The following is a 12704-nucleotide window of genomic DNA, read 5'->3' as shown; positions in this document are numbered from 1 at the left end:
CCTACTTACCAGCCTTTCCGACCTTGCGGCGGACAACCTCGCCCTGGTAGCGCACGCCCTTGCCCTTGTACGGGTCCGGCTTGCGCAGCTTCCTGATGTTGGCGGCGACCTCGCCGACCTTCTGCTTGTCGATGCCGTCCACGTGGAACAGGGTCGGCCTCTCGACGCGGAAGGTGACGCCCTCGGGAGCGTCGATGATCACCGGGTGGCTGAAGCCAAGCGAGAACTCCAGCTGCGTCGGGCCCTTGGCCGCGACGCGATAACCGACGCCGACGATCTCCAGCGTCTTCGTGTAGCCCTGCGTGACACCCGCCACCATGTTGGCGATGAGCGTGCGGGACAGACCGTGCAGCGCCCGGACCCGGTTCTCGTCGTTCGGGCGGGAGACGGCGATGTTGCCGTCCTCACCGCGCGAGACCTCGATGGGCTCGGCGACCGTGTGCGTGAGCGTGCCCTTGGGTCCCTTGACCTGGACCGCCCGGCCGTCGATCGTGATGTCGACACCCGCCGGTACGGGGATGGGCAGCCGTCCGATTCGCGACATGCTGGGTTCCTCCCCTCGTTACCAGACGTAGGCGAGGACTTCCCCGCCCACTCCACGCTTGCTCGCCTGCCGGTCCGTCATGAGACCGCCGGACGTCGAGATGATCGCGACGCCCAGACCGCCCAGAACGCGGGGCAGGTTGTCCTTCTTTGCGTAGACCCGCAGACCGGGCTTCGACACCCGGCGCAGGCCGGCGATGGAGCGCTCGCGGGTGGGGCCGAACTTCAGCTCCATCACGAGGTTCTTGCCAACCTTCGCGTCCTCGACGCTCCAGCCCTGGATGTAGCCCTCCTGCTGGAGGATCTCCGCGATGTGTGCCTTGATCTTGGAGTAAGGCATGCTCACGGTGTCGTGATAGGCCGAGTTCGCGTTCCGCAGACGCGTCAGCATGTCTGCGATCGGGTCGGTCATCGTCATGGCCGGTGGCCTTCCTCACCGCGGTTTCCCCGATGGGACCTTCGGTGCGGTCGTGGGCGCTGTGGTCAGCGCCCGGTTGATAAGACTTCTGTACGGCTGGCCCGCGAGGGCTTACCAGCTGGACTTGGTGATGCCGGGCAGCTCGCCCCGGTGCGCCATCTCGCGGAAGCACACGCGGCAGAGCCCGAACTTGCGGTAGACAGCGCGGGGACGGCCGCAGCGCGAACACCGAGTGTACGCCCGGACCTCGAACTTCTGCTTGCGCGCTGCCTTGACCTTCAGCGACGTCTTCGCCATGATCAGGCCTCCTTGAAGGGGAAACCGAGGAGCTTCAGCAGCGCCCGGCCCTGCTCGTCGTTCTTCGCGGTGGTCACGACCGTGATGTCCATGCCCCGCTGCCGGTCCACCTTGTCCTGGTCGACCTCGTGGAACATGACCTGCTCCGTGAGACCGAAGGTGTAGTTGCCGTTGCCGTCGAACTGCTTCGGCGACAGGCCCCGGAAGTCCCGGATACGCGGCAGCGCCAGGGACAGCAGACGGTCGAGGAACTCCCACATGCGGTCGCCGCGCAGCGTGACGTGCGCGCCGATCGGCATACCCTCGCGCAGCTTGAACTGCGCGATGGACTTGCGGGCGCGGGCGACGGCCGGCTTCTGGCCAGTGATCGCGGTCAGGTCGCGCACGGCGCCCTCGATGAGCTTCGAGTCGCGAGCGGCCTCGCCGACGCCCATGTTCACCTTGATCTTGGTGATCGTGGGCACCAGCATGATGTTCTCGATGCCGAACTCCTCGCGCAGCTTCGCGATGATCTCTTCGCGGTAGCGCTGCTTGAGGCGCGGAACGGTGCGCTCTTCAGTCGTGGCGGTCATCAGCTGTCCTCACCCGTCGCCTCGGCGTCGCCCTTCGCGGCGGCCTTCTTCTCGGGCTTCTTCTCGTCATCCTTGAGCTTCTTGACGTTGCTCACGTGGATGGGAGCCTCCATGGTCTGCACGCCGCCTTCCTTGGCGCCGCGCGGTCCCTGGTTGGTGACCTTGGAGTGCTTCTTGATCATGTTGACGCCCTCGACCACCACGCGCTCCCTGTCGGGGTACGCGGCGATGATCCGGCCCTTGGCGCCCTTGTCCTTGCCGGCGATGACCTGGACGAGGTCGCCCTTCTTCACGTGCAGCTTCGGCATCACAGCACCTCCGGCGCGAGCGAGATGATGCGCATGAACTTCTTGTCGCGCAGTTCACGGCCCACCGGGCCGAAGATGCGGGTGCCCCGCGGGTCGCCGCTGTCCTTGATGATGACCGCGGCGTTCTCGTCGAAGCGGATGTAGGAGCCGTCGGGGCGGCGGCGCTCCTTCACGGTGCGCACCACGACAGCCTTGACAACGTCGCCTTTCTTAACGCCTCCGCCGGGAATGGCGTCCTTCACCGTGCCCACGATGATGTCGCCGATTCCCGCGTAGCGCCGACCCGAGCCGCCGAGCACGCGGATGCAGAGAATCTCCTTGGCACCCGTGTTGTCGGCGACCTTGAGCCGCGACTCCTGCTGGATCACGTCTACTCCTGTGTGTCGTGCCGGTTCTCACCCTGTGGTGAGCCTGGCCGAACCCGATGTGGTCTTTTTCCCCCGGCGACAGCCTGTGACCGCCGCCGCGGGCGGACCGGGCCGATGGACGGCCCCGCCCCTTGGACACCGTCGTGGGGGGTGGTCTCCCACCCCCCACGAGGCGCGTCTGTGTGTGTTACTTGGCCTTCTCGAGGATCTCCACGACCCGCCACCGCTTGGTGGCGGACAGCGGCCGGGTCTCCATCAGGAGGACGCGGTCGCCGACGCCGCAGACGTTCTGCTCGTCGTGGGCCTTGTACTTGGTCGTCCGACGGATGACCTTGCCGTACAGCGGGTGCTTGACGCGGTCCTCGACGGCGACGACGACGGTCTTGTCCATCTTGTCGCTGACGACCAGGCCCTCACGGGTCTTGCGGTAGTTCCGCGCCACGGTGGCGTCGGTGCTCGCGTCGGTGGTCTGGGTCTCGGTTGCTTCAGACATCGCTCGGCTCCTTCTCGACCGTGACGATGCCGAGCTCACGCTCGCGCATCACGGTGTAGATACGGGCGATCTCGCGGCGGACGGCGCGCAGCCGCCCGTGGCTCTCCAACTGCCCCGTCGCCGACTGGAAGCGGAGGTTGAACAGCTCCTCCTTGGCTTCCTTCAGCTTCTGGACCAGGACCTCCTGGTCCTCGACACGCAGCTCCGCGGCGGTCAGACCCTTAGCCATCACGCCTCACCCACTTCACGCTTGACGAAACGGCACTTCATGGGGAGCTTGTGCATCGCGCGCCGCATGGCCTCGCGGGCCACGGGCTCGGCGACGCCGGAAAGCTCGAACATGACACGGCCGGGCTTGACATTGGCGATCCACCACTCCGGAGAGCCCTTACCGGAACCCATGCGGGTCTCGGCCGGCTTCTTCGTGAGGGGGCGGTCCGGGAAGATGTTGATCCACACCTTGCCGCCACGGCGGATGTGCCGGGTCATGGCGATACGCGCGGCCTCGATCTGGCGGTTGGTCACGTAGCTGTGCTCAAGCGCCTGGATGCCGAACTCGCCGAAGACGACCCTGGTGCCGCCCTTGGCGGCGCCGCTGCGGTCGGGCCGGTGCTGCTTGCGGTGCTTGACCCTGCGCGGGATCAGCATGGTCAGCTCCCTTCAGCACCCGGCTGCTCCGCCGGGCCGGTCTCGGGGGCGGCCTGCGCGGCCGCCTCGGTCCTGGGTGCGCGGTCGGGACGACCGGCACCGCCACGACGGGGACGGTCGCCGCCACCGCGACGGGGACGGTCGCCCGCGCCACCACGACGGTCGTCGCGCTCACGACGCTGGCCCGCACGGGCGCCGGCCGCGGCCGCCTCCCGCTCGGAACGGCTGGTCGGAGCCTCGCCCTTGTAGATCCACACCTTCACGCCGATACGGCCGAAGGTGGTACGGGCCTCGTAGAAGCCGTAGTCGACGTCCGCGCGGAGCGTGTGCAGGGGCACGCGGCCCTCGCGGTAGAACTCCGAGCGGGACATCTCGGCGCCGCCCAGACGGCCGGCGCACTGCACCCGGATGCCCTTGGCGCCGCTCTTCATGGCGGACTGCATGGCCTTGCGCATGGCCCGGCGGAACGAGACGCGGCTGGACAGCTGCTCGGCCACGCCCTGCGCGACGAGCTGCGCGTCGATCTCGGGGTTCTTCACCTCGAGGATGTTCAGCTGGACCTGCTTCTTGGTCAGCTTCTCCAGGTCGCCGCGGATGCGGTCGGCCTCGGCGCCGCGGCGGCCGATGACGATGCCCGGCCGGGCGGTGTGGATGTCGACCTGGACGCGGTCGGTCGTGCGCTCGATCTCGACCTTGGAGATGCCGGCCCGCTCCATGCCCTTCTGCAGCATGCGACGGATCGCCACGTCCTCGGCGACGTACGACTTGTACAGCTTGTCGGCGTACCACCGGCTCTTGAAGTCGGTCGTGATGCCGAGGCGGAACCCGTGCGGGTTAACCTTCTGGCCCACTAGCGGGTCCTTCCCTTCGGCTCGCGGGACTCCACGATCACGGTGATGTGGCTGGTCCGCTTGTTGATCCGATAGGCACGACCCTGGGCGCGCGGGCGGAAACGCTTGAGGGTCGGCCCCTCGTCGACCCACGCGCGGCTCACGAAGAGCGTCTCCCGGTCGAGCTTGAAATTGTGCTCAGCGTTCGCGATCGCGCTCGAGAGCACCTTGTAGACGGTCTCGCTCGCCGACTGGGGAGCGAACTGCAGCACGGCCTGCGCCTCCGAAGCGGGCAGCCCGCGAATGAGGTCCACCACACGGCGGGCCTTCCGGGGCGTGTGGCGCGCGAACCGCGCCTGTGCCCTGGCTTCCATCGCTTTCTCCTCTAACTGCTGGCTTGAAGGCGCTTACCGCCGGCTGCGGCGGTCTTCCTTGACGTGGCTGCGGAACGTCCGCGTGGGGGCGAACTCACCGAGCTTGTGACCGATCATCGAGTCGGTGACGAACACCGGGACGTGCTTACGGCCGTCGTGCACGGCGATCGTGTGGCCGATCATGTCGGGCACGATCATGGAGCGCCGCGACCACGTCTTGATGACGTTCTTGGTGCCCTTCTCGTTCTGGGCGTCCACCTTCTTCTGCAGGTGGTCGTCCACGAAGGGACCCTTCTTAAGACTACGTGGCATATCGGCTGCTCCTACCGCTTCTTCCTCTTGCTCCGACGACGGATGATCAGCCGGTCGCTCGGCTTGTTCGGCTGGCGCGTGCGGCCCTCGGGCTTGCCCTTCGGGTTCACCGGGTGGCGACCACCGGAGGTCTTGCCCTCACCACCACCGTGCGGGTGGTCGACCGGGTTCATGGCGACACCGCGGACCGTGGGGCGCTTGCCCTTCCAGCGGTTACGGCCGGCCTTACCGATGTTGATGTTGGACTGCTCGGCGTTGCCCACCTGGCCCACCGAGGCCCGGCACCGCACGTCGACCTGGCGCATTTCTCCGGACGGCATACGCAGCGTGGCGTACATGCCCTCCTTGGCGAGCAGCTGGATCTGCGCGCCGGCGCTGCGACCGAGCTTGGCACCGCCACCGGGGCGAAGCTCCACCGCGTGGATGAAGGTACCGGTCGGGATGTTGCGCAGCGGCAGGCAGTTGCCCGGCTTGATGTCGGCCGTGGGGCCGTTCTCGACCTGGTCACCCTGCTTGAGGCCGGCCGGGGCGAGGATGTAGCGCTTCTCGCCGTCGGCGTAGTGCAGCAGCGCGATGCGGGAGGTGCGGTTCGGGTCGTACTCGATGTGCGCGACCTTGGCCGGGATCCCGTCCTTGTCGTGGCGGCGGAAGTCGATGATCCGGTAGGCGCGCTTGTGCCCGCCTCCCTGGTGCCGGGCGGTCACCCGGCCGTGGACGTTGCGGCCGCCCTTGCTGTGCAGTGGGGCAAGCAGCGACTTCTCCGGCGTGCTGCGCGTGATCTCGGCGAAGTCCGAGACGCTCGCGCCGCGCCGACCCGGAGTCGTCGGCTTGTACTTACGGATGCCCATCTTTTTCGTTCATCCTTCGTCGGTTCGTACCGGTCGGGGTCCGCCTCACGGCGGTCCCCCCGGTGCTCTCTTCCTCGGGGCCGGTCCCTCGCACGATGGCGAGGGGCCCCTCTCCCCGCTGCGGCAGGTGCTAGCCGATCTGACCGAAGATGTCGATCCGCTCACCCTCGGCCAGGCTCACGATCGCGCGCTTGGTGGTCGGGCGCTGGCCGTAGCCGTACTTGGTCCGCTTGCGCTTGCCCTGGCGGTTGATCGTGTTCACGCCGGTCACCTTGACGCCGAAGATCTGCTCAACGGCGATCTTCACCTGCGTCTTGTTGGCACCCTTGCGCACCAGGAACGTGTACTTGTTGTGCTCATCGATCAGGCCGTAGCTCTTCTCGGAGACGATCGGCTTGAGGATGATGTCACGCGGGTCGGCGATCTTCTGCATCAGGCCTCTTCCTTCCCGCTGTTCGCCAGACGCGCCACGACCTGGTCGTAGGCCTCACGGGTGAAGACCACGTCGTCGTGGCAGAGCACGTCGTAGGTGTTGAGCTGCCCCGAGTCCAGCAGGTGGACCTCGGGGGCGTTGCGCAGGCTGAGCCAGGTGAGCTCGTCGTTCTCGTCGACCACGACGAGAACGCTGCGGGCCTGCGTGATCTTCCGCAGCGCCTCCAGGGCGGCGCGGGTCCCGGGCGTGTCACCCGTGACCAGACCGCTCACCACGTGGACGCGGCCGCCGCCGGCGCGGTCGGACAGCGCGCCCTTCAGGGCCGCCGCCTTCATCTTCTTGGGCGTCCGCTGCTCGTACGAGCGCGGCTGCGGGCCGTGGACGACGCCGCCACCGGCGAACTGCGGAGCGCGGGTCGAACCCTGGCGCGCGCGGCCGGTGCCCTTCTGCCGGTACGGCTTCTTGCCGCCGCCGGAGACGTTGCCGCGGGTCTTGGTGGCGTGGGTGCCCTGCCGGCGCGCGGCGAGCTGGGCGACGACCACCTGGTGGATCAGCGGGACGTTGACCTTGGCGCCGAAGACCTCCTCGGGGAGGTCGACGGTCCCCGCCTTGGCGCCGCTGGCGTCGAGGACGTCGATGGTCGTGGTCACTTGGCAGCAACCCCCTTCTTGGCGGCGGTGCGGAGGAGAACCAGGCTGCCGTTGGCGCCGGGGATCGCACCCTTGATCAGGATGAGGCCCTTCTCGGCGTCCACGGCGTGCACCTTGAGGCTCTGGACCGTCGTGCGCACGTTGCCCATCCGGCCGGCCATGCGCAGGCCCTTGAAGACGCGGCCCGGGGTGGCGCATCCGCCGATGGAACCCGGGGAGCGGTGCTTGCGCTGGGTACCGTGCGAGGCGCCGAGACCGCGGAAGTTGTGGCGCTTCATGACACCGGCGAAGCCCTTGCCCTTGCTCTTGCCGGTGACGTCGACGTACTGCCCGGCCTCGAAGGCGTCGGCGAGGATCTCCTGGCCGAGCGTGTACTCGGAGGCGTCGTCGGTGCGGACCTCGGCGAAGTAGCGGCGCGGCGTGATGTCGTGCTTGCGGAGGTAGTCGCCCAGGGGCTTGTTGACCTTACGAGGGTCGATCTGCCCGTAGCCGAGCTGAACGGCGGAGTAGCCGTCCTTCTCCGGAGTGCGGACCCGGGTCACCACGCACGGACCGGCCTCGACGACGGTGACCGGGATCACCCGGTTCGTCTCGTCGAAGACCTGGGTCATGCCGAGCTTCTTGCCCAGGACGCCCTTGATCTGCTTAGCCATGTCAGTGCGTTCCTTAGAGCTTGATCGAGATGTCGACACCGGCAGGAAGGTCGAGACGCATGAGCGAGTCGACCGTCTTCGGCGTCGGGTCGATGATGTCAATCAGCCGCTTGTGCGTACGCATCTCAAAGTGCTCGCGGCTGTCCTTGTACTTGTGCGGCGACCGGATGACGCAGTACACGTTCTTCTCGGTCGGCAGCGGCACCGGGCCAGCGACCTTGGCGCCGGTCCGCGTCACCGTCTCGACGATCTTCTTGGCCGAGCTGTCGATGACCTCGTGGTCATACGCCTTGAGCCGGATGCGGATCTTCTGTCCCGCCATAATGGCCTCGGTGTCCTTCGCTGTCGTCCTATAAAGCTTCACGCGGCCTGGTGCCGCAGGTCGTTTCCACGCGACCGACGCCCCGGAATTTGCCCGGTGTTCCGTGATCTGGCAGTGGCTTCGGTCGAAGTGCGGCCGAAAGCACTGCGAGATCACGGTCTCGTCGTCCGTGGGGGGCCGTTTCCGGCCCCTCCGTGGTGCGGCGGTCAGGCCCTCACGGGCCCGACCGCCACCCAGCGGTGCTACTACTTGATGATCTTCGTCACACGGCCGGCGCCGACGGTGCGGCCACCCTCGCGGATCGCGAACTTGAGGCCCTCCTCCATCGCGATCGGCTGGATGAGCTGGACGGTCATCTCGGTGTTGTCACCGGGCATGACCATCTCGGTGCCCTCCGGCAGGTTCACGACACCGGTCACGTCCGTGGTACGGAAGTAGAACTGCGGCCGGTAGTTGTTGAAGAACGGCGTGTGGCGGCCGCCCTCGTCCTTGGACAGGATGTAGACCTGCGCCTCGAACTCGGTGTGCGGGGTCGTCGTGCCCGGCTTGATGACACACTGGCCGCGCTCGACGTCCTCGCGCTTGATGCCGCGGAGGAGCAGACCGACGTTGTCACCGGCCTGGCCCTCGTCGAGGAGCTTGCGGAACATCTCGACACCGGTGACGGTGGTCGTGGTGCTCTTCTCCTTGATGCCGATGATGTCGACGGTCTCGTTGACCTTGACGACACCGCGCTCGATACGACCGGTGACGACGGTGCCGCGACCGGTGATCGAGAACACGTCCTCGATCGGCATGAGGAACGGCTTGTCGGTGTCACGAACCGGCTCGGGGACGTTCTCGTCCACGGCGTTCATGAGCTCGATGATGGAGTCGCCCCACTTCTCATCGCCCTCGAGGGCCTTGAGAGCGGACACGCGCACGACCGGCAGGTCGTCGCCCGGGAACTCCTGGGCGGACAGCAGCTCGCGGACCTCGAGCTCGACGAGCTCCAGGATCTCCTCGTCGTCGACCATGTCGGCCTTGTTGAGGGCCACGACGATGTAGGGAACGCCGACCTGGCGGGCCAGGAGGACGTGCTCCTTCGTCTGCGGCATCGGGCCGTCGGTCGCGGCGACCACCAGGATCGCGCCGTCCATCTGGGCGGCACCGGTGATCATGTTCTTCACGTAGTCGGCGTGACCGGGGCAGTCCACGTGGGCGTAGTGGCGCTTCTCGGTCTGGTACTCGACGTGCGCGATGGAGATGGTGATTCCGCGGGCCTTCTCCTCGGGCGCCTTGTCGATCTTGTCGAACGGGGTCGCCTCGTTGAGCTGCGGAAAACGGTCGTGAAGCACCTTGGTGATCGCCGCGGTCAGAGTGGTCTTGCCGTGGTCGATGTGCCCAATGGTGCCGATGTTCACGTGCGGCTTGTTCCGCTCGAACTTGGCCTTGGCCACTGGTCTGTCTCCTTAGAGATTCTGACTTGACTTGCGTCCTGCAACTCAGGCTGTGCGCGGCGGAGGGATCGCTCCCCCCGCCGTGCACCGAGCGGAACTATTCGCCCCGAGCCTTCGCGACGATCTCCTTGGCGATGCCCGGGGGCACCTCCGAGTAGGAGTCGAACTGCATGCTGTAGCTCGCCCGCCCCTGGGTGCGGCTGCGCAGGTCGCCCACGTAGCCGAACATCTCAGACAGCGGCACAAGCGCCTTGATGACACGGGCGCCGGACCGTTCGTCCATCGCCTGGATCTGTCCGCGACGACCGTTGAGGTCGCCGATGACGTCTCCCATGTAGTCCTCGGGCGTGGTGACCTCGACGGCCATCATCGGCTCGAGAAGTACAGCGTCCGCCTTGCGCGCGGCCTCCTTGAAGGCCATCGAGCCGGCAATCTTGAACGCCATTTCCGACGAGTCGACCTCGTGGAAGGCGCCGTCCTGGAGCGTGACCTTCACGCCGACCATCGGGTAGCCGGCGAGCACGCCGAACTCGGCCGCCTCCTGCGCGCCCGCGTCCACCGACGGGATGTACTCCCGCGGGATGCGGCCACCGGTGACCTTGTTCTCGAACTCGTAGCCGTCGTTGCCCTCGCCCAGCGGCTCCAGGTTGATGATCACGCGAGCGAACTGGCCGGAACCACCGGTCTGCTTCTTGTGCGTGTACTCGACCTTCTCCACCTTGCGGCGGATGGTCTCGCGGTAGGCGACCTGCGGGCGGCCGACGTTCGCCTCGACCTTGAACTCGCGGCGCATCCGGTCGACGAGGATCTCCAGGTGGAGCTCGCCCATACCCCAGATGACCGTCTGGCCGGTCTCCTCGTCCCGGCGGACCTGGAAGGACGGGTCCTCCTCGGCCAGCCGCTGGATCGCGGTGCCCAGCTTCTCCTGGTCGCCCTTGGTCTTGGGCTCGATCGCGACGTTGATGACCGGCGCGGGGAACGTCATCGACTCGAGGACGACCTGCTTGACCGGGTCCGACAGAGTGTCGCCGGTGGTGGTGTCCTTCAGGCCCATGACGGCCACGATCTGACCAGCGGTCGCGGACGGGCGCTCCTCGCGCTTGTTCGCGTGCATCTGGTAGATCTTGCCGATCCGCTCCTTCTTGCCCTTGACCGAGTTCACCACGGTGGTGCCGGTCTCGAGCGTTCCGGAGTAGACGCGGATGTAGGTGAGCTTGCCCAGGTGCGGGTCGCTCATGATCTTGAACGCCAGCGCCGCGAAGGGCTCGTTCGGGTCCGCGTGACGCTCGACGATCTCCTCCTCCTTGCCCACCGCGTGGCCCTTGAAGGCCGGGATGTCGGTGGGGGCGGGGAGGTAGGCGACGATCGCGTCGAGCAGGGGCTGCACGCCCTTGTTCTTGAACGCGGTGCCACACAGGACCGGGTTGATCGCGCCGGCGACCGTCGCCCGGCGGATGGCCGCGACGAGCTGCTCCTCGGTGGGCTCGACACCCTCCAGGAAGAGCTCCATGAGCTCGTCGTCGTTCTCGGCGACCGTCTCGACCAGCTTGTCGCGCCACTCGCGGGCCGCGTCGGCGTGGTCGGCCGGGATGTCGACGGTGTCGTACATCTCGCCCTTGGCCGCCTCGGCGCTCCAGAGCAGGCCCTTCATCTTCACCAGGTCGATGACGCCCTTGAAGTCGGCCTCGACGCCCCAGGGAAGCTGGATGACCGCCGGGCTGGAGCCCAGCCGGCTGATCATCATGTCGACGCAGCGGTGGAACTCCGCACCGACCCGGTCCATCTTGTTCACGAAGCAGATGCGGGGCACACCGTAGCGGTCGGCCTGACGCCACACCGTCTCGGACTGCGGCTCCACGCCGGCGACGCCGTCGAACACCGCGACCGCGCCGTCGAGAACACGCAGCGACCGCTCGACCTCGATGGTGAAGTCCACGTGTCCGGGCGTGTCGATGATGTTGATCGTGTGATCAAGCCAGCTGCAGGTGGTCGCGGCGGAGGTGATGGTGATGCCGCGCTCCTGCTCCTGCTCCATCCAGTCCATGGTGGCAGCGCCCTCATGGACTTCACCGATCTTGTAGTTGATGCCGGTGTAGAACAGGATGCGCTCAGTCGTCGTGGTCTTGCCCGCGTCGATATGGGCCATGATCCCGATGTTGCGGACCCTGGCCAGGTCAAGAGCGGTCGTGGTGGCCACTTCTTCGCGTCCTTAACTCGTCGTCGGTGCTCACTACCAGCGGTAGTGGGCGAAGGCCTTGTTGGACTCGGCCATCTTGTGCGTGTCCTCGCGCCGCTTGACGCTGGCGCCGAGGCCGTTGCTCGCGTCGAGAAGCTCGTTCATGAGCCGCTCGGTCATGGTCTTCTCGCGGCGCGCCCGGGAGTACTGGACGAGCCACCGCAGGGCCAGCGTGGTGCTGCGCGAGGCCTTCACCTCGACGGGCACCTGGTAGGTGGCGCCACCGACGCGGCGGCTCTTCACCTCGAGCGTCGGCCGGACGTTGTCGAGAGCGCGCTTCAGGGTGACGACCGGGTCGTTGCCGGTCTTGTCCTTGCAGCCCTCGAGGGCGCCGTAGACGATCGACTGCGCGAGGGAGCGCTTGCCGTCCAGGAGAACCTTGTTGATGAGCGCGGTGACCAGCGGCGAGTTGTGCACCGGGTCAGCGACCAGCTGGCGGCGGCCAGGGGAACCCTTGCGCGGCATGTCAGCTCTTCTCCTTCTTCGCGCCGTAACGGCTGCGGGCCTGCTTGCGGTTGCGGACGGCCTGGGTGTCCAGCGAACCACGGATGATCTTGTAGCGAACACCCGGCAGGTCCTTCACACGACCACCACGCACGAGCACCATCGAGTGCTCCTGGAGGTTGTGACCCACCCCAGGGATGTAAGCCGTGACCTCGATGCCGTTGGTGAGCCGAACACGGGCCACCTTGCGCAGCGCCGAGTTGGGCTTCTTGGGGGTGGTCGTGTAAACGCGGGTGCAAACGCCGCGCCGCTGCGGGCTCCCCTTGAGGGCAGGAGTCTTGGTCTTGCTGACCTTGTCCTGCCGGCCCTTGCGGACCAACTGCTGAATGGTGGGCACCGCGTCTCCGTTTCGTGCCTAGCCGGTGATACGTCGTCCCGATCCTGGCGATGCCGCCCCTCACGGGTTTGCAGGTGCTGCCGGTGTCATGACCTGCGGATTTTTCATCCCCGCCGACC

The 12704-nt window shown here is 67.0% G+C and carries 21 protein-coding genes; all 21 read right to left on the bottom strand.

All coding sequences use genetic code 11. The features are described from left to right. Window position 1: 1 nt before the first annotated feature. The 21 genes from rplF to rpsL all read right to left on the bottom strand — a co-directional run bounded on the left by rplF (window position 2) and on the right by rpsL (window position 12585). On the bottom strand, window positions 2-544 hold the full coding sequence (gene rplF, locus HHX37_RS11715; protein ID WP_111699901.1) for a 50S ribosomal protein L6: 543 nt from the start codon (window positions 542-544) through the stop codon (window positions 2-4). Between the two features lie 18 nt (window positions 545-562). Further along, window positions 563-961, bottom strand: coding sequence for a 30S ribosomal protein S8 (gene rpsH / locus HHX37_RS11710; protein WP_111699902.1), 399 nt, complete (start codon window positions 959-961; stop codon window positions 563-565). A 111-nt stretch (window positions 962-1072) separates the two neighbouring features. Further along, window positions 1073-1258, bottom strand: a complete 186-nt coding sequence (locus tag HHX37_RS11705; protein WP_030451489.1) for a type Z 30S ribosomal protein S14 — start codon at window positions 1256-1258, stop codon at window positions 1073-1075. Between the two features lie 2 nt (window positions 1259-1260). Further along, window positions 1261-1830, bottom strand: a complete 570-nt coding sequence (rplE, locus tag HHX37_RS11700; protein WP_111699903.1) for a 50S ribosomal protein L5 — start codon at window positions 1828-1830, stop codon at window positions 1261-1263. Beyond that, window positions 1830-2129, bottom strand: a complete 300-nt coding sequence (gene rplX / locus HHX37_RS11695; RefSeq protein ID WP_133305957.1) for a 50S ribosomal protein L24 — start codon at window positions 2127-2129, stop codon at window positions 1830-1832. Before rplX ends, rplE begins: the two co-directional genes overlap by 1 nt. Before the next feature lie 8 nt (window positions 2130-2137). Then, the gene (gene rplN / locus HHX37_RS11690) at window positions 2138-2506 is read right to left on the bottom strand and encodes a 50S ribosomal protein L14 (protein ID WP_030508330.1); all 369 of its coding nucleotides are present in this window, start codon (window positions 2504-2506) and stop codon (window positions 2138-2140) included. Between the two features lie 187 nt (window positions 2507-2693). Further along, entirely contained in the window at window positions 2694-2999 is a 306-nt protein-coding gene (gene rpsQ / locus HHX37_RS11685; RefSeq protein WP_111699905.1) for a 30S ribosomal protein S17, read from the bottom strand. Further along, window positions 2992-3228 carry a 50S ribosomal protein L29 gene (gene rpmC / locus HHX37_RS11680; protein ID WP_030508328.1) on the bottom strand — a complete coding sequence of 79 codons (237 nt, stop codon included), beginning with the start codon at window positions 3226-3228 and terminating at the stop codon, window positions 2992-2994. Before rpmC ends, rpsQ begins: the two co-directional genes overlap by 8 nt. Next, window positions 3228-3647, bottom strand: a complete 420-nt coding sequence (gene rplP / locus HHX37_RS11675) for a 50S ribosomal protein L16 (protein WP_030508327.1) — start codon at window positions 3645-3647, stop codon at window positions 3228-3230. Before rplP ends, rpmC begins: the two co-directional genes overlap by 1 nt. 2 nt (window positions 3648-3649) lie before the next feature. Continuing rightward, the gene (gene rpsC / locus HHX37_RS11670) at window positions 3650-4498 is read right to left on the bottom strand and encodes a 30S ribosomal protein S3 (protein WP_111699906.1); all 849 of its coding nucleotides are present in this window, start codon (window positions 4496-4498) and stop codon (window positions 3650-3652) included. Further along, window positions 4498-4851 carry a 50S ribosomal protein L22 gene (rplV, locus tag HHX37_RS11665; RefSeq protein WP_111699907.1) on the bottom strand — a complete coding sequence of 118 codons (354 nt, stop codon included), beginning with the start codon at window positions 4849-4851 and terminating at the stop codon, window positions 4498-4500. Before rplV ends, rpsC begins: the two co-directional genes overlap by 1 nt. A gap of 33 nt (window positions 4852-4884) precedes the next feature. Continuing rightward, entirely contained in the window at window positions 4885-5163 is a 279-nt protein-coding gene (rpsS, locus tag HHX37_RS11660; RefSeq protein WP_055506384.1) for a 30S ribosomal protein S19, read from the bottom strand. 11 nt (window positions 5164-5174) lie between these two features. Further along, complete coding sequence (gene rplB, locus HHX37_RS11655) at window positions 5175-6011, bottom strand: 50S ribosomal protein L2 (protein WP_111699908.1); 837 nt, start codon at window positions 6009-6011, stop codon at window positions 5175-5177. 130 nt (window positions 6012-6141) lie between these two features. Further along, entirely contained in the window at window positions 6142-6444 is a 303-nt protein-coding gene (gene rplW / locus HHX37_RS11650) for a 50S ribosomal protein L23 (protein ID WP_111699909.1), read from the bottom strand. Next, a complete protein-coding gene (gene rplD / locus HHX37_RS11645; RefSeq protein WP_111699910.1) occupies window positions 6444-7094 on the bottom strand; it encodes a 50S ribosomal protein L4 in 651 nt (216 codons plus the stop codon). The genes rplW and rplD overlap by 1 nt, the downstream gene beginning before the upstream one ends. Beyond that, the gene (gene rplC / locus HHX37_RS11640) at window positions 7091-7747 is read right to left on the bottom strand and encodes a 50S ribosomal protein L3 (RefSeq protein ID WP_111699911.1); all 657 of its coding nucleotides are present in this window, start codon (window positions 7745-7747) and stop codon (window positions 7091-7093) included. The genes rplD and rplC overlap by 4 nt, the downstream gene beginning before the upstream one ends. 13 nt (window positions 7748-7760) lie before the next feature. Beyond that, on the bottom strand, window positions 7761-8069 hold the full coding sequence (gene rpsJ, locus HHX37_RS11635) for a 30S ribosomal protein S10 (protein ID WP_012887830.1): 309 nt from the start codon (window positions 8067-8069) through the stop codon (window positions 7761-7763). Window positions 8070-8314: 245 nt separating this feature from the next. Further along, entirely contained in the window at window positions 8315-9508 is a 1194-nt protein-coding gene (gene tuf, locus HHX37_RS11630) for an elongation factor Tu (protein ID WP_036328531.1), read from the bottom strand. 97 nt (window positions 9509-9605) lie between these two features. Then, entirely contained in the window at window positions 9606-11654 is a 2049-nt protein-coding gene (fusA, locus tag HHX37_RS11625; protein ID WP_220498784.1) for an elongation factor G, read from the bottom strand. A gap of 84 nt (window positions 11655-11738) precedes the next feature. Further along, the gene (rpsG, locus tag HHX37_RS11620; protein WP_030508317.1) at window positions 11739-12209 is read right to left on the bottom strand and encodes a 30S ribosomal protein S7; all 471 of its coding nucleotides are present in this window, start codon (window positions 12207-12209) and stop codon (window positions 11739-11741) included. Window position 12210: 1 nt separating this feature from the next. Then, window positions 12211-12585 (bottom strand): 30S ribosomal protein S12, encoded by a 375-nt coding sequence (gene rpsL / locus HHX37_RS11615; RefSeq protein WP_030508316.1) that lies wholly within the window; start codon window positions 12583-12585, stop codon window positions 12211-12213. Window positions 12586-12704 lie beyond the last annotated feature (119 nt).

Origin of the sequence: Microbispora sp. H10885, assembly GCF_014161415.1 — a bacterium.
Classification (GTDB): domain Bacteria; phylum Actinomycetota; class Actinomycetes; order Streptosporangiales; family Streptosporangiaceae; genus Microbispora; species Microbispora triticiradicis.
Note: the sequence above shows the minus strand (reverse complement) of the source record. Positions and strands in the feature narration are given on the sequence as shown.